We start from the raw sequence: 20871 nt of genomic DNA on the forward strand, positions 1-20871 counted from the left end.
TTAGCCCTTGCGGCGGACCTTGGTGGCGGTGACCAGGCCGACGCCGCCGAGCAGGAGCGCGCCGCCGACCCAGAGCAGCCAGCCCTTGTCGAAGCCGGTGTCGGCGAGACCGCCGTTGTTGCCGCCCGAGCTGCCGCCGACCGGGGGCGCCGGCGTGCTGCTGGTGGTCTCCGGCGTCGAGGTCTTGGTCGACGTCGGCGGCTTGCTCGTGGCCGTCGTGGTCTTGGTCGGCTCGCTCGGCTTCGTGGTCGTCTTCGTCGGCTCACTCGGCTTGGTGGTCGGGGTCTTCACCGAACCGCAAAGGAACCAGTGGCTGATCGTGGCCTGCTGACCACCGCCGTTGAGCGGCGAGCGCAGCTTCTCCCACGGCGGGTTCTCGGGCAGGCCGCGCTTGCCCGGCTCGTAGGTGTTGTAGCCGTCGCCGCCCTTGACCACGATCGCGGTGACGGTGACGCCCTCACCCAGCGCCGTGATGTTCAGGTACTTGTCCTGCTGGGTGCCGCCGGTGAAGGTGATGTCCGACGGCTTGAGGTCGGTGCCGGGCAGCTTGGCCTTGGCACAGGTGGTCACGTTGCCCTCGGTGGGGACCGCGCGGTTGTCGTCCGTGTGGCAGGCGAGCGCGACACCGGCCGTGCCGAGCAGCAGGCCGGCGGTCGCGAACGTCAAAAGGGCAGCACGAACTGGACGTTGGAACGTCGATTTCATTCGGAGAGCTCCTGGATAACGCGGGGAAACCCACCCGCCATTCGGGGGAACCAGTGGCTGGGAACCTACCCGAAAGGGCGAATTAAGCCACCCTGCGCATCCAACCGAGACCTTCCGGAAACACTCCAGAGACCATTCGTGCGTAGTGACTACTCGTCTGGGGTATTTCCGGTCGGATCGGCGCCCGCGACCGGCAGCGGCGACGCGCTCGCGCCGCGCTTGCCGAGCAGCGAATGACGGCGGCTGTAGGCGAAGTAGATCACCACGCCGACGACCATCCAGACGAAGAACCGCAGCCAGGTCAGCACGCTCAGGTTCAGCATCAGCCACAGGCAGGCGAGGATCGCCAGTATCGGGATCACCGGCACACCCGGCACCTTGAACGCGCGCGGCAGGTCAGGGCGGGTCTTGCGCAGCACCAGCACACCGGCCGAGACGAGCACGAACGCGAACAGCGTGCCGACGTTGACCATCTCCTCCAGCTTGTCGGCCGGGAAGAAGGTCGCCGCGACGGCCACCATGCCGCTGACGATGATGGTCGCGGTCTTCGGCGTGCCGTGCGAGCCGGTCTTCGCGAGCTTGCGCGGCAGCAGGCCGTCACGCGACATGGCGTAGATGACCCGGACCTGGCCGAGCAGCAGCACCATGACCACGGTCGTCAGGCCGGCGAGCGCGCCGACCGAGATGATGCCGGCGGCCCAGTCGACCCCGTTCTGCGCGAACGCGGTCGCGAGCGTCTTCTTGCCGCCGTCGCCAGCGGAGGTGGCGAGGTCCTTGTACGAGACCATGCCGACCACGACCAGCGAGACGGCCACGTACAGCACGGTCACGATGGCCAGCGAGCCGAAGATGCCGCGCGGCACGGACTTCTGCGGGTTGCGGGTCTCCTCGGCCGTGGTGGCGACGATGTCGAACCCGATGAACGCGAAGAACACCAGCGACGCGCCGGCCAGCAGGCCGAAGACGCCGAACGAGCTACCCTGCCCGCCGGCGATGAGCGAGAACACCGACTGCTCGACACCGCTGTGGCTCGACCCACCGGGCTGGGCAGGCGGCACGAACGGCGTGTAGTTCTCGGCCTTGATGTAGAAGAAGCCGAGCACGATCACGAACAGCACGACCGCGACCTTGATCCCGGTGATCACCATCGAGAACCGCGACGAGAGCTTGGTGCCGATCGTCAGCAGCGTCGCGAGCAGCGCGACCAGGAACAGCGCGCCCCAGTCGAAGGCGAGTCCCCCGCCGATGTCGAAGCTGGTCTTGGTGCCCTTGCCGAGGATGTAGTCGAGCACCGTCTGCAGGTACGCCGACCAGCCCTTGGCGACGGCGGCCGCGCCGACCGCCAGCTCCAGCACCAGGTCCCAGCCGATGATCCACGCGATGAACTCGCCGAAGGTGGCGTACGAGAACGTGTACGCGCTGCCCGCGACCGGGACGGTCGAGGCGAATTCGGCGTAGCAGAGCGCGGCCAGCGCACAGGCGATCGCGGCGAACACGAACGCGAGCGAGGTCGACGGGCCCGCGAAGTCACCGGCCGTGCGCGCGGTCAGCGTGAAGATGCCCGCGCCGATCACGACGGCGACGCCGAAGACGGTGAGGTCCCACGCGCTCAGATTCCGCCTGAGCTTGGTATCCGGCTCATCGGTGTCGGCGATCGACTGCTCGATCGATTTCGTCCGCCATAGACCCGTCCCGGGCACCATTGACCTCCTGGGTGACTTGATCGTGAATCGTCACCCTAACGCGTGAGGTCCATGGTCACTACTTCGCTGACCGGTCCAGGTCAGGTTCGAGGTAGATGAGCGAAGAGACGGGCATCTTCGCGCGCACACGCGCCTCGGCGTCGTCGATCGCGGTGGCCACCTGACCGGTGTCGAGGCCCGGCACGAGCGCCAGTTTCGCGGCGATCAGCAGCTCGTCGGGACCCAGGTACTGGGTGCGGATGTGGATCACCCGCTCGACCTTGCCCGCGGCCAGCTCGTCGGTGATGGTGGCCAGCAGCTTGTCGCTGACGCCCTCGCCGATCAGCAGGCTCTTCATCTCGATGATCAGGATGATCGCGATGGCGCCCAGCAGCAGCCCGATCAGCGCGGTGCCGATGCCGTCCCAGACCGGGTTCCCGGTGATGGTCGACAGCCCGACACCGAGCAGCGCGAGCACGAGGCCGATCAGCGCGCCCGCGTCCTCCAGCAGCACGACCGGGAGTTCGGGCTCCTTGGACTGGCGGATGAACTGCCACCAGGTGACCTTGCCCTTGATCTTCTTGGACTCGGTGATCGCGGTGAAGAAGCTGTAGCCCTCGAGTCCGATGGCGATCACCAGGATGATCACCGCGACGATCGGCGAGTCCAGCTCCGACGGCTCCAGGATCTTGTGGATGCCTTCGTAAAGCGCGAAGACCGAGCCGAGTGTGAAAAGCATCAGCGCGACGACGAACGAATAGAAGTACCGCTCGCGCCCGTAGCCGAACGGGTGGATCTTGGTCGCTTCGCGCTGGGACTTCTTCTGCCCGAGCAGCAGCAGGCCCTGGTTCGACGTGTCCGCCAGCGAGTGCACCGACTCGGCGAGCATCGACGACGACCCGGTGACGAGGAAGCCCGCGAACTTGGCGACCGCGATGCCCGCGTTCGCCGCGAGCGCGGCGATGATCGCCTTGGTTCCGCCGCCTGCTGACACCTGTACCCCCTGAAGCCGGTGGAAATGTCCGGCTGCAGCCTAAAGGGACCGGTATGGCCACCGGCAGCGGGCCGACCCGTTCCGGCCAGCGGTCACCCCTCGGCCCTAATCACGTAAACGGCCACGAACTGTCGTACCTCGTGGCTAGGGTGGCCGGTCTCATGGCGAACTTCGGCGTCCTCGGACCGCTGACCGTCCAGCGCGCGACCGGCGAGTGGGTCACCCTGCGGGGTGACCGGCAGCGGTCGCTGCTGGCCGTTCTGCTGTTCCACGCGAACCAGCACGTGCCGGTGGGCAGGCTGGTGGAGGCGCTGTGGCCCGACCTTCCACCAAAGTCGTACCTCTCTAATCTGCAGACGTATGTCTCGCGGCTGCGCGAGCGCCTCGGCGACGTGACGATCGAGCACGCCGCGCACGGATACCGGCTGCTCGTCGGCTCCGAGGAGCTAGACCTGCTCGCGTTCCGAGAGACGGCCGCGGCGGGCAGGCGGGCGACCGATCCCGCCGAGCGGGCCACGTGGCTGCGGCAGGCGCTCGGGTGGTGGCGCGATCACGCGCTCGCCGAGCTGGACGTCCCGGTGCTCGACGCCGAGCTGGCCAAGCTGGCTGCCGAGCGGCTCGCCGTGTTCGGCGACTGCGTGGACGCCGAGCTCGCGATCGGACGGCACAGCGAGCTGATCGGCGAACTCACGGCGACACTCGCCGAGCATCCGCTGGCCGAGCGCACGGCCGCGCAGCTCATGCTCGCGCTGCGGCTGGCCGGGCGGCAGACCGACGCGCTGGAGGTCTACCAGCGCGTGCGCACGACACTGGTCGGCGAACTCGGCATCGAGCCCGGCGCCGAGCTGAGGCAGGCGCACGCGGCGATCCTGCAAGGCGACGGCGACTGGCCGCTCTGCCAGCTCCCGCCGGACCTGCCCGATTTCGCGGGCCGTGACGCCGAGGTCACCGAGCTGACCACGGTGCTCGGCAAGTCCCATGACACCGTGCCGGTGGTCGTGGTCAGCGGCGAGCCCGGCGTCGGCAAGAGCGCGCTCGCCGTCCGCGCCGCGCACCGGCTGCGCGACGCCTACCCCGATGGCCAGCTGTACGTCTCGCTGTCGGGCGCGCGGGACATCGCCGAAGTGCTCGCCGACCTGCTGCGCGGCATCGGGGTGACCGGCCCGGCCATCCCCGACGATCCGGCGGCGCGCGCGGCCGCGTTCCGGGGCAGGCTCACCGGGCGGCGGGTGCTGGTCGTGCTCGACGACGCCACCGAGCCGACCCAGGTGCGGGCGCTGATCCCGGGCACGCCGGGGTGCGCGGTGCTGGTCACCAGCAGGCGCAGGCTGAGCGGGCTCGCGGGCGCGCGCCGGGTCGCGCTCGGCCCGTTCGACGGCGTGGAAGCCCGAGAGCTGCTGGGACGGCTGGCAGGCAGCCGGGTGCACGACGAAAGCCCTGCCGCCGCGCGGATCGCGGACGCCTGCGGGAACCTGCCACTCGCGCTGCGGATCGCGGGCACCCGGCTGGCGCTGCGCCCGCATCTGCGGCTGAGCGCGCTGGCCGAGCGGCTGGAGGACGAGGTGCGGCGGCTGGACGAGCTGGCCGTCAGCGATCTGCAGGTGCGCGGCAGCATCGCGCTCAGCTTCGAAGCGCTGCGGCCGGTCACGCGTGCCGCGTTCTGCGCGATCGGTCAGGTCCGCGACCGGGACCTGCCCGGCTGGGCGCTCGGCATCCTCATCGACGATCCGGACGCCGACGCGGTGCTCGAAGAACTCGTCGAGGCCAGTCTGCTGGAGCCGGTCGGCGCCGACCGGACCGGCGAGCCGCGCTACCGCATGCACGACCTGATCCGGGTTTTCGCCGCCGAGCACGCGACCGGCCGGTCCTCCGCGCTGTCGATCGTCCACGCGACGATCGCGCTGGCGGACACGGCCGCGCGGCGGTTGCCCCGCAGTGTGCCGATGCCGTTGCCGGACAAGGAAATCCCGCCGCAGCCACTCGGCGCGGAGGTCGTCGCCCGGCTGACCGCCGACCCGCGCGCGTGGTTCGAAGCCGCCAGGCCGAACATCGTGCACTCGGTGCGGGCGCTGTGCGAACACGGCTGGCGCTCGGAAGCGTTGGCGTTGCTGGGAAGGCTCAGCATTCATCTGTGGCCGCACGGGTACTACGCGGACATGCGCACCGGGTACGAGGCGCTGCGCGAGTCGGCGCTGGCCGACGGTGACAAGCGGGTGCTGGCGCTCGCCGACGCGAACCTGGCGCTGCTTTCCCACGCGCGCGGACGTTACGAAGAGGCGGCAATGGAATACCGTCGCTGCGCGGCGGAATTGGCCAGGCTGGGCGATGTGGCCGCGCAGTCCTGGACGCTGATCAATCTGGCCGATTGCCTGATCGGGCTCGGCGCGCCCGCGGAATCACTGGCACTCATCGACGAGGCCACCGAGCTGGGGATCACCGATCCCTACGCGGAATTCGTCGCACTGCGCACGAAATCGAGTGCGCTCGCCCGGCTGGGGCGGCCGTACGAATCGGCCGCGCTGGACGCCGATTCCGTCGCACGGGCAAGGGAAACCGGTGAACCGCGTCAGCTCGCGCTGGCGTTGCAGGGTTTCTCGTGGTCGCTGGCGCTCGACGGGAAACTCGACCGGGCTCGCGAGCTGAGCGAAGAGTCGGTTCTCCTGCTCCGCGAAGGAGAAGGTGGTTCGGCGCTGGCCAAGTCGTTGCGCACGCTGGGCGCGATCCACGCGGGACTCGGCCAGCGACGCCAGTCCGTCGCCGCCTACGAAGAGGCACGGAACCTGGCCCGCGAACTGAACGAACGGCCACGCGAGCTTTCCTGCGCTCGCGCGATCGCCGCGAGCTGGATCGGCGAAGGCCGCACGGCCGAGGCGATTCCCTTGCTGCGCGGCTGTTTACGGGAATTCCAGGAGATGCGCAGCCTGCCGTCGGCCGCGATCACCTCGCGCATACTGGCGAAAGCCTATGAGAAAACCGGAAACGCCGCCGACGCCCGCGTCGCTCGAGACGACGCTGATCGGCTCGGACACCCCCTCGACGCGAACGCGGCGACGTTGACCGGCTTGCTGCTGAAACTGACCGACCAGGCCTAGGCCTTGGCCGCCTTGGCATAGCGGTGATTCGCGGGCAGCCAGGTGAGCACGAGCGTGACTGCCGAGACCACGATCGCGGCCCACGCCAGCCCGATCATCGCGCCGGAGCCGACATCGGTCGCCACCCGCAGCGCGACGAGCGCGTTGACCAGCGCGAACAGCGTGACGAGAATGCGCGCCCACAGCGCCGCTTTCCGCATGAGCGCACCGAAAAGCAGCAGCAGCGCGCCGACGGCGATCACCATGATCGCGCGGGCCTGCAAGGTCTTCGTGGCCTCCTCGACCGCGATCTCGAGCAGCGAACCGGCGCTCTGCTTGACCACGTCGGCGGATTCGCCGGTCACGTCGGCGACCGCCTGCGCGGCCAGGTCGAGCGCCAGGTCCCGGCCACCGGCCAGGATGATCGCGCCGTCGATGACGGCGGCGAGCCCGGCCACGATCGCGGCGATGACCGCCGCGAGCACGGTGCCGGGACGGGAAACCGGCGCCGCCGGGGCCTGGCCGGGCTGAGCTCCGTAAGCGGCCTGCTGTCCGTAAGCGGGCTGGGCATCGGGGTAGGAAGTCACTGTGGGTCTATCTCCTTGACTGTGGGCAGAACGGATGGCAACACCAAAGCCACCCATTCGGGAGATAGTGCCGAACCCCGCCACACGGAACGCACACAAAAGCAGGGGTCGTGAGTGTTCCGGCCGGTTCTAACCGGCCGGAACACTCACGACCCCTTTAGCTGCAAGTTCCCGCGGTCGCGCGGAAGACCTGGATCGGGGTGTCGCCGAGCGGCTTCAGCCGGACGGCCGGGTCGGAGGCGGGCAGCCACACCGACTGGCCGCGGCCGAGCTCGACCTGCTCGCCGTCGTCCGCGATCACCCGCAGCGCGCCCGCCGTGCAGAGCAGGATCTGCGGACCGGTGCAGTGCACCAGCAGCTCGTCGCGCTCGTCGGCGGCCCACTCGATGCGTGAGAGCTCGAACTCGGGCGCGTCCGTGTGGTAGACCGCCAGCCTGCCGTCGGGCGTGCCGTCCTGGACGGGCATCTCGCCGCAGCCGAAGTCGACGACGCGCAGCAGCTCCGGCACGTCCACGTGCTTGGGCGTGAGGCCGCAGCGCAGGATGTTGTCGGAGTTCGCGAGAATCTCGACGGCCGTGCCGTGCAGGTACAGGTGCAGGTTGCCGGCGGGCAGGTAGATCGCCTCGCCCGCACGCAGGGTCAGGCGGTTGAGCAGCAGCGCGCAGAGCACGCCCGCGTCACGCGGGTGTGCCTCGCCGAGCTCGAGGATCGTGCGGCATTCGGCCGCGAACTCGCCGTGGTCGCGCACGTGCTGGACGCAGGCCTCCAGCACCTCGGGCAGCAGCTCGTCGAGCGAAGCCTGCGGCAGCGTGATCCAGGTGGTGAAGAGCGCGCGCAGGCCGTCGGAGTCCGGCTGCTCTTCCAGCAGCACGGTGAACCGGGCGAGCCCGGGTGTCTCGATGGCCTTGAGCAGCGCGACCGTGCGGTTCGGCTCGCGGAAACCGGCGAGCGCGTGGAACTCGGTGAGCGCGCAGACCAGCTCGGGCTTGGCCGTCGGGTCCGGGTAGTTGCGGTTCGGCGCGTCACGCGGGATGCCTGCCTGCTCCTCGCGGGCGTGGCCCTCGGCGGCCTGCTCGGCCGACGGGTGCGCCTGCATGGACAGCGGCTCTTCGGCGGCGAGGATCTTGAGCAGGAACGGCAGCCTGCCGCCCCAGCGCTCGGCGCACTGCTCGCCGAGCTGACCGACCGGGTCGGCTTCGACGAGGTCGAGCAGGCTCCGTTCGATCCCGTCGGGGCCCTCGATCCGGGACGGGTCGCCAGGGTGCGCGCCCATCCACAGCTCGGCCTCCGGGTGCGGCGCCGGTACCGGACGTCCCAGCAGCTCGGGGATCGTCGTACGCGATCCCCACGCATAGGGCCGCACGGCATTGCGCAGCAGCTCCACTGTCACCTCAACTCCTCGCCGGGCACCTTCTGCCAGGCCCCATGTCCTCGAAAAGCAGTCTCAGGCCGAAACCGGCGAAAACTGCCCGGCACCGCCGATACTGCCCGCCGCCAGCCCGAGGTAAACGGCGGCCAGCTCGAACCGGAGCGCGAGCACTCCAGCCCGAATCGGTTCGTCCGCTTCGATCTCCTCCGCGGGCGCGATCCGGTCGACCCCGGGGAGCATCTCCTCGGCCTGATAACGAGCGGCCTCCGCCGCGGCTCCGGTGCGGATCGCGAGCAGCACGACCCTCGGGCGCAGGCCTGAGGGCTCGTCGTCCGGGTCCGCGAACAGGTCACGCTCACTGTTGCCCATGAGCGCGGCCCGGCGCAGCGCCGGCCTGGCCAGCGCTTGACGATAGTCCTCGACGTCGCAGACGGTCGCGGCGTGTGCGGCGAAGGCGTGTGCCGCGTGCTCACCGACAGCGACGGCGACGGGGTCCAAACCCCACAGCAGCGGCAGCCGATCGGCCACCCGCAAGGCCAGCGCCTTGGCGGGGTTCGCGAACGAATCCCGAGCTAGATAGTCCTTTTCGGCCTCGGCGTCCAGCTGGTCCGCCAGCTTCTCCACATCGCAGACGAGCAGGCCGAGCGCGTTCGCGGTGAGTAACCCCGCGGCGAGGCCACGGGGGAACGCCATCTCCGGCGGAACCGGCACACGTGGCGCGATTAACAATCCTTTACCCGCGACGGAGGCCGCGACCGGCCCGTCGGTCGGCGCGGAGAGCACCACGGTCGCGCCGAACCGGGCGGCGCGTTCCAGCGAGGCGGCGAGCTCACGGTCGCCGGGGTCGTCGGTGTGCGCGAACACCACGTCGAGCGCGCCGATCCAGCTCGGCACCACCTCGGCGATAACGACCGGCACCGGGCACTGCGGGGTGAGCAGCGCCGCGAGCATGCGGGTCAGCGAGCGGCTCACACCGGGCCGGTCGATCAGCACGAGCGCGCGCGGGCGCCCGAGGTCGAGCCGGTCGCTCAGCCCGACCTCGGCCGCCGCTTCGGCGGTCGCCCGCACCTGGGCGCCCGCCATCGCGGCGGCACGCAGGAGCCCCGCGCTGTCGGCCGCTGCCAACCGCGCGGGATCGTCGAGCAGGGAGTCGTCAAGCACCGTCGGCACTGGACGTTTCCGAAGCATCGGGAGTGGTGGCCTCGTCGAGCAGCAGCACCGGGATGCCGTCGCGGACCGGGTACACCCGCCCGCACTCGGTGCAGGTGAGCGCGTCGGCCTCGGGATCGCCCGGCGAACCGGCCCGCAGCGGGGCGTGATCCGGCGACGGGCAGGCGAGGATCTCGAGCAGCTGTGCGTCAAGCGTGACGGCCATGTTTCCTCCATACCACGTAGCGAGCATGAGTGTGCGTTCCGTGGCACTCATGAAACTCAAGTGACAGGTCGGCTGTGTTACGCACGAACGATCGCCAGTACTTCGTCGGTCAGAGCGCGCACGGCGTTAACGTCGGCGGCTTCCACGTTCAGGCGAAGCAGCGGCTCGGTGTTGGACGGGCGCAGGTTGAACCAGCCGCCGTCAGGCAGCTGCACGGTGAGACCGTCGAGCTCGTCGACCGTGACGCCGTCGCGGCCCGCGTAGGCGTCCTTGACCGCGAGCAGGCGCGCGACCTGGTCGGTCACCGTCGAGTTGATCTCACCGGAAGCGGCGTAGCGCGAGTAGTCCGCGGTGAGCGCGGACAGCGTCCCGTCCTGCTCGCCGAGCGCGGCGAGCACGTGCATCGCGGCCAGCATGCCGGTGTCGGCGCGCCAGAAGTCGCGGAAGTAGTAGTGCGCCGAGTGCTCGCCGCCGAAGATGGCGCCGGTCCTGGCCATCTCGGCCTTGATGAACGAGTGCCCGACACGGGTGCGCACCGGCTTGCCGCCGTGCTCGGCGACGATCTCGGGCACGCCCTTCGAGGTGATCAGGTTGTGGATGATCGTGCCGCCGGGGTCCTTGGCCAGCTCGCGCACGGCCACCAGCGCGGTGATCGCGCTCGGCGAGACCGGCTCGCCGCGCTCGTCGACGACGAAGCAGCGGTCGGCGTCGCCGTCGAAGGCGAGCCCCGCGTCGGCGCCGACCTCGCGGACCTTGGCCTGCAGGTCGACGATGTTCTTCGGGTCGAGCGGGTTGGCCTCGTGGTTCGGGAAGTTGCCGTCGAGCTCGAAGTACATCGGGACGATGTCCAGCGGAAGCCCCTCGAAGACCGTGGGGACGGTGTGCCCGCCCATGCCGTTGCCTGCGTCGACGACGATCTTCAGCGGGCGGCTGCCGCTCAGGTCGACCAGTTTGCGCAGGTAGGCGGCATAGTCGGCGAGCACGTCCTGGTGGGTGACGGTCCCGGGCTGGCCCTCGAACGCGGGCACGCCCTGCTCGACCGTGTCGCGGATCTCGGCGAGCCCGGTGTCCTGCCCGACCGGGGCGGCGCCCGCGCGGCAGAGCTTGATCCCGTTGTATTGCGCCGGGTTGTGGCTCGCGGTGAACATCGCGCCCGGCAGGTTGAGCGAGCCGGACGCGAAGTACAGCTGGTCGGTGCTGGCGAGGCCGATCGACACCACGTCGAGGCCCTGCGAGGTCACGCCGTCGGCGAACGCCTCGGCCAGGCCCGGCGAGGAGTCGCGCATGTCGTGACCGATCACGACGGTGGGCGACTCGGGCTTGATGAGCAGGGCGAAGGCGGCGCCGAACTCCCGGATCAGGGCGGCGTCGAGCTGCTCACCGACCACGCCCCGGATGTCGTAGGCCTTCACGATGCCGGAAAGATCTGCCACGCCGTCCACTCCCGAAGTCCGCTTGCCGTTCGCCGCCGGAAGCCTACCGGGCGGCGGTGAACGCTAGGCGCGACCGGGCAGCACCCTCAGATGACCTCGACGCCCGGACGGACCCTCGTCGTCGGGGTTGGCGGCGGGCTTGTCCGACCGGCCAGCCTCGCGCACGGCCTCGGCCAGCGCGGTCAGCTCGTCGTTGGACGGGTCGGGGTGGGCGAACTCACCCTCGTGCCGGACGACCTCCCACCCCTTGGGGACCGTGAGGCGCAGCGCGTGGGCTTCGCACAGGTCATAGGAGTGGGGTTCCGAGGCCGTGGCCAACGGGCCGACGACGGCGGTCGAGTCACTGTAGGCGTAGGTCAGCGTCGCCACAGCCGGCTCTAGACAGCCTGTCCGCGAACACTTTCGTACGCTCCGCACAGTCGTAAACGATAGCGCGTCCGAGCGACGTCTTACCGGCGACACGCGCTGTGTCGTCCCCAGCGCGTACCCTTCTTGCGTGGCAACCGCGCGTGACTACCGACTGCAGCAGCGTTTGCGCCGGGACAGGCACGGGCGCGGGCTCCGCGGCGCGCTCTACCCGGCGACCCTCCCGGCCGCCTCGAGCCGCGCCGAGAAGTTCGACGCGCTGGTGCTCGACGCGCTCGAGCCCATCGAGGCCCGCTGGCGCCACGAGCTGACGAAACTCGACGTCGCCGTCGACGACGTCCCCGAAGTCCACCGCGACGGCGACCCGGTCGCCGCCGAGGGCGTGCTCCACGACGGCGCCGTCCCGCTGTCCCGCCTGGTCCCCGCGGGCGTCGACCGCTCCGGCCTGCCGACGCGCGCGCGGATCGTGCTGTACCGGCGTCCCCTCGAAGCTCGCGCCAAGGACCCGAGCGAGCTGGCCGAGCTGGTCCACGACGTACTGGTCGAGCAGGTCGCGGGCTACCTGGGCCTGGAGCCCGACGTCATCGAAGGCGAGTAGCCGTAGCCCGAAAGCCACTTCCGTCAGGTGTGAAAGCCCGAAAGCCACTTCCGTCAGGTGTGAAAGCCCGAAAGCCACTTTCGTCAGATCGCATCTGACGAAAGTCACTTTCGGGCTTTTACGAGGTCCTCCGGCGGCTGGGGATGGCCGTGAGCAGGGCGAACAGGACCGCCGCGATCTGGGCCAGCAGCAGGAGGTTGCGCACGCCCGCCGAGTGGTCGACCACGACCTCCGAGGACTTCGCGGGCACCGAGACCGCCACCTGGTGACCCCACGCGGGGACGATCGGCACCGCCTTGCCGTTCACGGTCGCGTGCCAGCCCGCTTCGACCTCGGCCGCGAGCACGAGCAGCCGGCCTTCGGGGCCGTCGGAGACGCGGACGTGCACGTCCGGCAGCGTCGCCTGCACCGGCGCGACGCCGGGGGAAGCGCCAGGCGCGCCCTGGCCGGTCACGGCCTTCTTCGCCAGCTCGGGCGAGATCAGCGCGACCTGGCCGCCCGGCGGCAGGAGCCGCAGTACCGGCCTTCCGTCGGAGGTCGGGGCCGCGCCGCCCACCAGGTCCTTGCCGATCGAGATGAAGGCGTCGCGGTTCGCGCCGGCGGGGAGCACGACGTAGAGGACGCCGGACGCCTCGGCCGCCGCGAGTGCCTGCTTGACGTCTTCGGGTGAGCCTTGGGCGAGTGCCTGCCGCCAGGAGGCGAGCCGCTCGGGACTGCCCGGGGCCGGGGCGAGGTCGTCGTCGCCGTAGTGGGCGAGCCTGCCGCCGATCTGGCGGGCGGGCTCGCCACTGGAGACGACGAGCACCGAACGGCCGGTCGCGGCCAGCTCGGCGGCCACCGGGGCCGCGAGTTCCATGCCGCGGCCCGCGCGCAGCGGGCCTTCGCGGCCCGCGATGACCGCTCCGGTCACGAGGATGAGCAGCACGACCACACCGCACGCGGCCGCCAGCTTCGGCAGCCAGGTGACGTCGCGCTCCGGAACGATCTCGCGGCGGCAGGCGATGAGCACGATCCACAGCAGGGCGATGCCGATCACCAGCAGCGGCACACCCGCGAAACCGGGCGCGGCCGGACCGCCGCGCAACGGGGTCACCGGCACCATCCGGACGAGCGCCAGTCCCGCGCCGCCGAGCACGAGCAGCGCGAACGGACCGGCCATCCGCTTGGACGGCCGCGCGACGAGCGCGACCACGGCGGCCACCACGACCGCGAACCCGGTCGGCCAGGCGCCCGCGTCGCCGGGGTCGAGGCCGGCGAGTTCGGTCGCGGCGGTGAGCCGCCCCGGCCCGCCGAGCCCGTGCACGAGCAGTTCCGGATGCTTCAGCAGCACGGTCGGCCACGGCAGCAGCAAGGCCAGCGGCAGCACGACCACGATGCCGACGGCCGCGATCCGCCGGGCGAGCCCGGTCGGTGACGGCAGCACGACGAACGCGCCGACCAGCCCGACGACGGCCAGCGCGTGCGCGAGCGGTGAGAAGGCGCCGAGCAGCGCGACGCCGAGCGCGCTCAGCACCGAGACGTGCAGCCAGCGCGCGTCGGCGCGCACCAGCAGCCCGGTGATGCCCGCGACCACCAGCGGCGCCACGATGTGCACGACGACGACGTCGAGCCTGCCCTGCGCGACCGCGGCGGTCGCGACGGGAAGTACCGCGTAGGCAACGGAAATCGCGGCGCGGACCCAGCGGCGCACCCGAATCCGCCGGGTGGCCGCGTAGGCGGTGAGCGCCGCCAGCGGCGCGTCACCGATCAGCAGGATCGCGACGATCGCGCTCGGCCCGCCCAGCACGCCGAAAACACCGAGCGCGGGAAGCGACGCGGGCGCCGCGCTCGCGGTGCCACCCGAGACGGGGTGCCACGAAGCCAGGTACGTCGACCACACCTCGCCAAGCGAACCGACCGGCAGCAGATGCCCGCCGGAGAGGTCGAAGCCGAGCCGGCCGCTGTTGATCACCAAGCCGAGCGCGGTCAGCACCACCAGCATCACCACCGGCGGCGCGAACACGGTCGCCGCCAGCACGCGGCGCCGGTTCACCTCCACGAAGACGATTTCGGGCTCCGGCTCGGCGTCCCGGCGGAACGGCGACGGCTTCGGCCCGGCGGGCTTTTCTTCCTGCTCCGGCAACGCGACCGCGACCACCGCGGCGGGCCGCCGCAAGCCGGAGCCCCGCGAACCGGTGCCGCGCAAGGCGCCGGCGGGCAACGCGTCCGGCCCGACCGGCCGCTGCGCCTTGGCCCGCATCGCCTCGGGCGTGATCCACGCCGTCTCCTCGGAAACCTGCTCGGGCACCCGCCCCAGCGCGGCTTCGCTCGCGACCCGGCGGCGCACCAGGTCGACGACGCCGGCGCGCACGGCGTTGCGCAACCGCGTGAAGCGGCCCATCACGAGCCCGCGCGCCGAGCCGCCGCCGCGCTTGGCCCGCGCGGCGCGCAACCCCGCGCGCCCGCCGAGCAGATAACCGATCGCGGCGAACTCCGCGCGCGCCTCGGTGGTCCGGCGCAACAGCAGGAACGCGAGCGCGCGCAGACTCAGCAAGACCGGCAGGCGCACCAAGCCGAACAGGAACGAAAGCGGTGAGGTGTTCACGAGGAACGCGCGCAGGCCGTGCGCGCGGTTCGCGGCGGCCACCGTGGAACCGAGCGCGTCCGCCCGGCGCTGCCCGGTGGTCACCGCCCGCGCGTGCCGCAATCGGGCCAGTGGCACGGAAAGCACGAGCCCGCCCGCCGCGTTGGCGCGCCAGCCGAAGTCGACATCCTCGCGCAGCAACGGGAATCCGGTGTCGAACCCGCCGAGCTCGTCCCACAGCCCGCGGTCGATCAGCGAGCCCGCGCTGGGCACCGCGAGGACTTCCGTGCTTTGTTCACCCGATGCGGTGACCTGTTGCCGGTGCCCCGACGCGTCGGTGGACAGCCCGGCTTCGACGATCAGCCGGGGATCCGACCATTCGAGCGCCAGCGGGCCGAGCACCTTCGCCGACGGCGACGCCTCCGCGGCGCGCAGCAAGGTGTCCAGGCAGTCGGGCTCCGGCGCGCAATCGTCGTGCAGCAGCCAAATCCACGCGCCGGGATCACCCCAGCGCTCGACCGCGTTCGCCACGGCCTCGTTGACGGCGGCGGCGAAACCGGTTTCATTCGAAAGAGTGATGATGCCGTCGAGCACGGGCTGCGCGTCGAACCCGGCCGGATCCGCCGCCTCCGCGAGCAGCTGAGGCGTGCGGTCCGTCGAACCGGTGTCGATCGCGAGCACGTGCCTCGGCCGGATCGAACTGCGCCGCAGCGCGGAAAGCGCCAGCGGCAACCAGCTTTCCCCGTTGTGGCAGACCAGAATCGCCAAGACGGGGGCGGTGCGAAGCATCGGTGGCGCGGGGCGCAAGAGTCACTCCGGTACGGGCGGGCGGCGGGTCGACCGCCACCCTAAACGCACACGCACTCACCGACAGCCGCGACTCCCACGCTGTGAGAGCGTCAAACCGCGCGTTTCTTCAGCTTCCGCCGCTCGCGCTCGGACAACCCGCCCCAGATGCCGAAGCGCTCGTCGTGCGCCAAGGCGTATTCGAGACAGTCGTCCTTGACCTCGCAGCCCAAGCAGATCCGCTTGGCCTCACGGGTCGAGCCGCCCTTCTCGGGGAAGAACGCCTCCGGATCCGTTTGCGCGCAAAGGGCGCGCTCCTGCCACTCCTGCTCTTCGGTGGCATCGTCGAACAGCTCGGTCAGATCACCCAGAGACTGCTCCGGGAACTCTGCCCAACCCACGACGTGCCCCCATTCCCTTCCTTCGGCGTCCACCTTCACGTCCGCCTCCTCGCTTCCACGCACTCCCCAGGCTGGCGGTTGAAATCCCACCCGTGGCTCCCCCTGGAGCCGCGAATGACATCAATGTGATTACACCCGTGTAATGCGGTCAGGTCAAGCGGAGTAGCGAGTTTGGGGGACACCTGAGACGTAACGCGCAAGGGGACACGCCGTGAAACTTCACACGAGGCATACGGAAGACTGGAGGGGTGCAGAGATCAGCAGTGCGACCGAGCCCCGTGTTCCTCGGCATACTCGCCGTCACCATCGCGGCCGGAATCCTTGCCGCAGTAAGGGATCCCTTCGACGCGGAGAACGTGCGAGACCCGATCGGCACCATCGGCGTCTTCGTGCTCGTGATCGGCGGGTGGATCCTCTCGCTCACCTTGCACGAGTTCGGGCACGCGCTCGTGGCGTTCAAGGGCGGTGATTACAGCATCGCCCACAAGGGTTACCTGACGATGGACGTCCGCAAGTACACCGACCCCGTCCTTTCGATCATCCTGCCGCTGATTTTCCTTGCGATCGGCGGCATCCCGCTGCCCGGTGGCGCGGTCTGGATCAACCACGCCGCGCTGCGCAACCGGGCGACCGCGTCCTGGGTGTCGCTGGCCGGCCCGCTGAGCAACCTGGTGATCGGCGTGGTGCTGTGCCTGGTCGTCGCGTTGGTGCCGACGCTGCCGGTCGGCCTGCTGGTGGGCTTGTCGTACCTGGCGCTGCTCCAGATCGTGACCTTCGTGCTCAACATCCTGCCGGTGCCAGGGCTCGACGGGTACGGCGCGATCGAGCCCTATCTCCCGCCGAACGCGCGTGAGATGGGCGCGAAGGCGCGGCCGTGGGCGCCGCTCGTCCTCTTCGCCCTGCTTTTCGCGGTGCCGCAGGTGAACAACCTGCTCTGGAAGGCGTCCTTCGCGCTGTTCGACGGGGTCGGCGGGAGCAGCCTCGCGGCGTTGACAGGCCTGCAGACGTTCATGTTCTGGAAGTACAACTAGCGTTTGCCCGCGAACCAGGCGTCGGCTCTCTTGGCGACGCGCTTCAACCCGGAGCGCTCGCCGAGATAGTCGCCCGCCATGCCCACGACGGGCAACATGCCGATCGCACGATGATAGAAGCGGCCCCGCGGCCGCTTTTCGAGTTCTTCGACAATGCCCAACAGGGAACGTCCGAGACGCCATAAGGTTCCCAATGACGCCTTGATCGTGACCTTTCCGTGTTTTTTCTTGGACTCGTCGAGTTCCTCGGTCAGCTGCTCGGTCGAAGCGTCCTCTTCGGACACATCGTGCCCCGCGTGCTTGCCGGCCGCGACGACCGGATCGACGTCCCGGTCGAACAGCACCCAGGCGATCAGCCGGACGCGGTCGCCGACGTCGAGCACCCCGTGCTCGCCCGCGATCGCGCACAGCAGCAGTCCCTGTGCGGCCGCGCCGAGCGTGTCCTGGATCGGCAGCCGGTCCGCGAGCGCGCCGCCGAGACCCGGCACGGAGGTCACCAGCGCGGTGAACCGGCCGACGCGGTGGATCCACCAGTGCGTGCGCTCCTCGACGGTCATCGAGGCCCACGCGGCGGTGCCGGGCACCTTGACCGAGGTGAGGCCGTCGAGCAGCTTGTCGCGCAGCGACGGCTCGACGTCGTCCAGTTCGCTCTTGCCGCGCTCGCGCAGCCCGAACGGGTCCGACTCGCGCAGCGCGTCGAGCATCGGGCCGCAGCCGCGGACGAACGGCCGCAGCACCGCCACCACCTGGCGGTCCGAAATGGCCTCAGCCACGCTTGCCTCCCAGTTTCCCGCCCAGCACGAAAGCGCCGGGCAGCGCGCCCGCCGCGACGAGGACAAGGGCACGCCAATCCTGGATCAGCACGAAATCGCCGCCAGGACCGGCCAGTCCCACGAACAACGTCACGACTACCCAGACGAGCAGCGGCACAAACGACAACGACGGCTTCGCGAGCTTCGCGGCGGCGATCACCAGCAGCGGGGTGGTGACCGCGGCGACCACGGCCGAGACCGGGAACGGGATGTCCCCCAGTCTCGGCAGTATCACCCCGTCGAGGCGCAGCGGGAGGAAGAACAGCTCCAGCACGGCGAGCAGCGCCGCGTCCACGCCCAGCAGCACGAGCGGCCAGGCGCTCCGGGTGGTCACGGCGTCAGTCCCCCGAACAGGTCCGACTCGGCGCCCTCCGGCTGGCCGGACGCGAGCACGAAGTACTCGTGCGGCGGGATCGGCTGCGCGATGTCGTTGGACAGCGCGAAGCAGCCGTCGTGCACGACCGTGAGCTGGGTCTCATGCGCGCGCAGCGCGGCGCGCTTGGCGGGCAGGTACTTCTCGACGTCCAGCTCGGTGGTGATGCGCTCGTCCGAGACGGTCGGCAGCTCCCCGTCGGCGGGCACGCGGAACGGGGCGACACCGTCCTCGCGCAAGGCGGCGAGGCCCTCGGCGGTCGCCTGTTGTGAAGACACCGTATGGAAAACGCGTTGTACCGAAGGAGCGTTCTCACAAGCCGCCATGGTGATTTCATGCGCCCTGATGTGGTCGGGGTGCCCATACCCGCCGAAAGCGTCATAAGTGACGACGACCTGGGGCCGCACTTCTTCGAGGATTTCCATCAGCTGGGCGGCCTGTTCCGCGGCCGATCCGCCGGTGAACGCGCGGCGGTGCGCGGCGGAGGCGGTGCCCGCCATCCCGGAATCGCGCCAGCGGCCCAGCCCGCCCAGATAACGATGCGATCCCAGTCCCAGCTCCGCGCAGGCGCGGTCCAGCTCGCCGGACCGGTAGCCGCCCAGCTGGTCGGCGGCCCACGAGCCGAGCTGGGCCAGCTCGATGGGGACGATCTCGCCTTCTTCCCCCAGCGTGCAGGTCACGAGGGTCACCTCAGTACCCTCGGCGCAGTAGCGTGCGATGGTGCCACCGGTGGTGATGCTCTCGTCGTCGGGATGTGCGTGGACGAGGAGCAGCTTGCGCGGCGAAGCAGAGGTCACGGGTTCAGATTAATTCTCGTGCTCCGACCTTCGTCGGGCACACCTCGGTTATCCTCGCGCGGGTCATTCCTTAACGGCGGATGACTATCTGTACCCCCACGAAGGGCGTCTAGTGAGCACAGAAGCAACATCGGCGAACCCCGGCATGTCCGGAGCCGTCCTGTCCATCTCGGATCTGACGATCTCCTTCCCGACCGAGGACGGCGTCGTCGACGCGGTCAAGGGCATCGGGTTCGACGTGAAGCCGGGCGAGATCGTCGCGGTCGTCGGCGAGTCGGGTTCCGGCAAGTCGGTCACCTCGATGTCGGTGCTGGGTCTGCTGCCCAAGACCAGCCGGATCAACGGCGCGCGCAAGCTCGGTGAGCAGGACCTCTCCAATCTGAAGGAGAAGGAGATCCGGAAGGTCCGCGGCAACGAGATCGCGATGATCTTCCAGGAGCCGATGACCGCGCTGAACCCGGTCTACACGGTCGGCTGGCAGATCCGCGAGGCGCTGCGCTCGCACCAGGACATCGCGAAGGACGCCGCCGACAAGCGTGCCATCGAGCTGCTCGAGATGGTCGGCATCCCGAACCCGCCCGAGCGTTTCAAGCAGTACCCGCACCAGCTCTCCGGCGGCCTGCGCCAGCGCGTCGTGATCGCGATGGCCATCGCGTGCGACCCGAAGGTGATCATCGCCGACGAGCCGACCACGGCGCTCGACGTGACCGTGCAGGCGGAGATCCTCGGCCTGCTGCGCAAGCTGCGTGACACCCTGAACACCGCGATCGTGCTGATCACCCACGACATGGGTGTCGTCGCCGACCTCGCGGACCGCGTGGTCGTGATGTACCAGGGCGAGATCGTCGAAGAGGCGCCGGTGCGCGAGCTCTTCGCCTCGCCCAAGGAGGAGTACACCCGCAAGCTGCTCGCCGCCGTGCCGGTGCTCGGCCAGCGCCCCGAGGGCCGCAGGCTGTTCGAGTCGGTCATCACCGACGAGTCCGACGCCGCCGCGATCGCCGAGGACATCCGCCTCGAGGACAGCGAGCTCGCGGCCGTGATCGAGGAGGCCGCGCCCGCGCTGGAGATCAAGGATCTCGTGCTCGAGTTCCCCGGCCGCCGCGGCCAGGCGAAGAACCGCGCGGTGGACGGCGTCTCGCTGCACATCAACAAGGGCGAGATCCTCGGCCTGGTCGGCGAGTCCGGCTCGGGCAAGTCGACCGTCGGCCGCTGCGCGATCCGGCTGCTGAACCCGACCTCGGGCTCGGTGTCCATCGCCGGTCAGGACATCACCACGATGTCCAACAAGGAACTGCGCCCGCTGCGCCGGTTCTTCTCGATCGTCTTCCAGGACCCGGCGTCCACTTTGGACCCGAAGATGACGATCGGCGAGTCCGTCGGCGAGCCGCTCGTGCTGCACAAGGTGCTGGCGGGCAAGGAGCTCAACAAGCGCGTCGCGACGCTGCTCGACAAGGTCGAGCTGGGCGGGCACTACCTCAACCGGTACCCGCACGAGCTCTCCGGCGGCCAGCGCCAGCGTGTCGCCATCGCGCGTGCGCTCGCGCTCGACCCGCAGCTGCTGATCGCCGACGAGCCGACCTCCGCGCTCGACGTCTCGGTGCAGGCCCGTGTCCTGGACCTGTTCCTCGACCTGCAGAAGTCGCTGCAGTTCGCGTGCCTGTTCATCTCGCACGACCTGGCGGTCGTCGACCTGCTGGCCGACCGCGTCGCGGTGATGCAGCGCGGCAAGCTGATCGAGGTCGGCACCCGTGACCAGGTGCTGCACTCGCCGCAGCAGGACTACACCCGCCGTCTGCTCTCGGCGGCCCCGGTGGCCGACCCGATCCTGCAGGCCGAGCGGCGCGCGGCCTGGGAAGCGGGCAAGCTCGCCCCCGTGGCCGACTGACCCTCCGGCTCGTAAAACCCCGAAAGTGGCTTTCGTCAGATAA

The 20871-nt window shown here is 70.1% G+C and carries 18 protein-coding genes; 4 read left to right on the forward strand and 14 right to left on the reverse strand.

Features of this window, described 5'->3' with window-relative positions:
• The 3 genes from BLV57_RS17195 to BLV57_RS17205 all read right to left on the reverse strand — a co-directional run bounded on the left by BLV57_RS17195 (position 1) and on the right by BLV57_RS17205 (position 3381).
• Positions 1-666, reverse strand: a complete 666-nt coding sequence (locus BLV57_RS17195) for a hypothetical protein (protein WP_342741195.1) — start codon at positions 664-666, stop codon at positions 1-3.
• Between the two features lie 188 nt (positions 667-854).
• Positions 855-2405, reverse strand: a complete 1551-nt coding sequence (locus tag BLV57_RS17200) for an amino acid permease (RefSeq protein ID WP_091290446.1) — start codon at positions 2403-2405, stop codon at positions 855-857.
• A 61-nt stretch (positions 2406-2466) separates the two neighbouring features.
• The gene (locus BLV57_RS17205) at positions 2467-3381 is read right to left on the reverse strand and encodes a cation diffusion facilitator family transporter (RefSeq protein WP_091289769.1); all 915 of its coding nucleotides are present in this window, start codon (positions 3379-3381) and stop codon (positions 2467-2469) included.
• Positions 3382-3542: 161 nt separating this feature from the next.
• Here BLV57_RS17205 and BLV57_RS17210 point away from each other — a divergent pair, with 161 nt between their 5' ends.
• On the forward strand, positions 3543-6473 hold the full coding sequence (locus tag BLV57_RS17210; RefSeq protein WP_091289771.1) for an AfsR/SARP family transcriptional regulator: 2931 nt from the start codon (positions 3543-3545) through the stop codon (positions 6471-6473).
• Here BLV57_RS17210 and BLV57_RS17215 read toward each other — a convergent pair.
• From BLV57_RS17215 to BLV57_RS17240, 6 genes are all read right to left on the reverse strand, one after another.
• Positions 6470-7039, reverse strand: a complete 570-nt coding sequence (locus BLV57_RS17215) for a hypothetical protein (RefSeq protein ID WP_091289772.1) — start codon at positions 7037-7039, stop codon at positions 6470-6472. The two genes, BLV57_RS17210 and BLV57_RS17215, sit on opposite strands and share 4 nt — an antisense overlap.
• Positions 7040-7196: 157 nt before the next feature.
• Positions 7197-8423, reverse strand: coding sequence for a mannose-6-phosphate isomerase, class I (manA, locus tag BLV57_RS17220; RefSeq protein WP_091289774.1), 1227 nt, complete (start codon positions 8421-8423; stop codon positions 7197-7199).
• A 60-nt stretch (positions 8424-8483) separates the two neighbouring features.
• Entirely contained in the window at positions 8484-9596 is a 1113-nt protein-coding gene (locus BLV57_RS17225) for an SIS domain-containing protein (protein ID WP_176968653.1), read from the reverse strand.
• Positions 9562-9783, reverse strand: a complete 222-nt coding sequence (locus BLV57_RS17230) for a Trm112 family protein (protein ID WP_091289776.1) — start codon at positions 9781-9783, stop codon at positions 9562-9564. The genes BLV57_RS17225 and BLV57_RS17230 overlap by 35 nt, the downstream gene beginning before the upstream one ends.
• Before the next feature lie 77 nt (positions 9784-9860).
• Positions 9861-11216: a phosphomannomutase/phosphoglucomutase gene (locus BLV57_RS17235; protein WP_091290449.1), complete on the reverse strand. Its 1356-nt coding sequence runs from the start codon at positions 11214-11216 to the stop codon at positions 9861-9863.
• A 63-nt stretch (positions 11217-11279) separates the two neighbouring features.
• Entirely contained in the window at positions 11280-11633 is a 354-nt protein-coding gene (locus BLV57_RS17240; protein ID WP_091289778.1) for a DUF3499 domain-containing protein, read from the reverse strand.
• A gap of 79 nt (positions 11634-11712) precedes the next feature.
• On the opposite strand from BLV57_RS17240, the gene BLV57_RS17245 reads away from it, so the two are divergent.
• Positions 11713-12180 (forward strand): metallopeptidase family protein, encoded by a 468-nt coding sequence (locus BLV57_RS17245; RefSeq protein ID WP_091289780.1) that lies wholly within the window; start codon positions 11713-11715, stop codon positions 12178-12180.
• A gap of 118 nt (positions 12181-12298) precedes the next feature.
• On the opposite strand, the gene BLV57_RS17250 is transcribed toward BLV57_RS17245, so the two are convergent.
• Both BLV57_RS17250 and BLV57_RS17255 read right to left on the reverse strand, forming a co-directional pair.
• Positions 12299-15532 carry a glycosyltransferase family 2 protein gene (locus tag BLV57_RS17250; RefSeq protein ID WP_091289782.1) on the reverse strand — a complete coding sequence of 1078 codons (3234 nt, stop codon included), beginning with the start codon at positions 15530-15532 and terminating at the stop codon, positions 12299-12301.
• A gap of 110 nt (positions 15533-15642) precedes the next feature.
• Positions 15643-15900 (reverse strand): WhiB family transcriptional regulator, encoded by a 258-nt coding sequence (locus BLV57_RS17255; protein WP_425426009.1) that lies wholly within the window; start codon positions 15898-15900, stop codon positions 15643-15645.
• A gap of 293 nt (positions 15901-16193) precedes the next feature.
• Between BLV57_RS17255 and BLV57_RS17260 the strand changes: the two genes are divergently transcribed.
• On the forward strand, positions 16194-16961 hold the full coding sequence (locus tag BLV57_RS17260; RefSeq protein WP_091289785.1) for a site-2 protease family protein: 768 nt from the start codon (positions 16194-16196) through the stop codon (positions 16959-16961).
• On the opposite strand, the gene BLV57_RS17265 is transcribed toward BLV57_RS17260, so the two are convergent.
• From BLV57_RS17265 to mshB, 3 genes are read right to left on the reverse strand one after another with little or no spacing between them, the layout of a single operon-like run.
• A complete protein-coding gene (locus BLV57_RS17265; protein ID WP_091289787.1) occupies positions 16958-17734 on the reverse strand; it encodes a hypothetical protein in 777 nt (258 codons plus the stop codon). The genes BLV57_RS17260 and BLV57_RS17265 overlap by 4 nt on opposite strands.
• The gene (locus BLV57_RS17270) at positions 17727-18107 is read right to left on the reverse strand and encodes a hypothetical protein (protein ID WP_091289789.1); all 381 of its coding nucleotides are present in this window, start codon (positions 18105-18107) and stop codon (positions 17727-17729) included. The genes BLV57_RS17265 and BLV57_RS17270 overlap by 8 nt, the downstream gene beginning before the upstream one ends.
• Entirely contained in the window at positions 18104-18943 is an 840-nt protein-coding gene (gene mshB, locus BLV57_RS17275; protein ID WP_091289791.1) for an N-acetyl-1-D-myo-inositol-2-amino-2-deoxy-alpha-D-glucopyranoside deacetylase, read from the reverse strand. The genes BLV57_RS17270 and mshB overlap by 4 nt, the downstream gene beginning before the upstream one ends.
• Before the next feature lie 145 nt (positions 18944-19088).
• Here mshB and BLV57_RS17280 point away from each other — a divergent pair, with 145 nt between their 5' ends.
• The gene (locus BLV57_RS17280; RefSeq protein WP_091289793.1) at positions 19089-20828 is read left to right on the forward strand and encodes an ABC transporter ATP-binding protein; all 1740 of its coding nucleotides are present in this window, start codon (positions 19089-19091) and stop codon (positions 20826-20828) included.
• Positions 20829-20871: the final 43 nt, after the last annotated feature.

Origin of the sequence: Amycolatopsis xylanica, from assembly GCF_900107045.1 — a bacterium.
GTDB classification, from domain to species: domain Bacteria; phylum Actinomycetota; class Actinomycetes; order Mycobacteriales; family Pseudonocardiaceae; genus Amycolatopsis; species Amycolatopsis xylanica.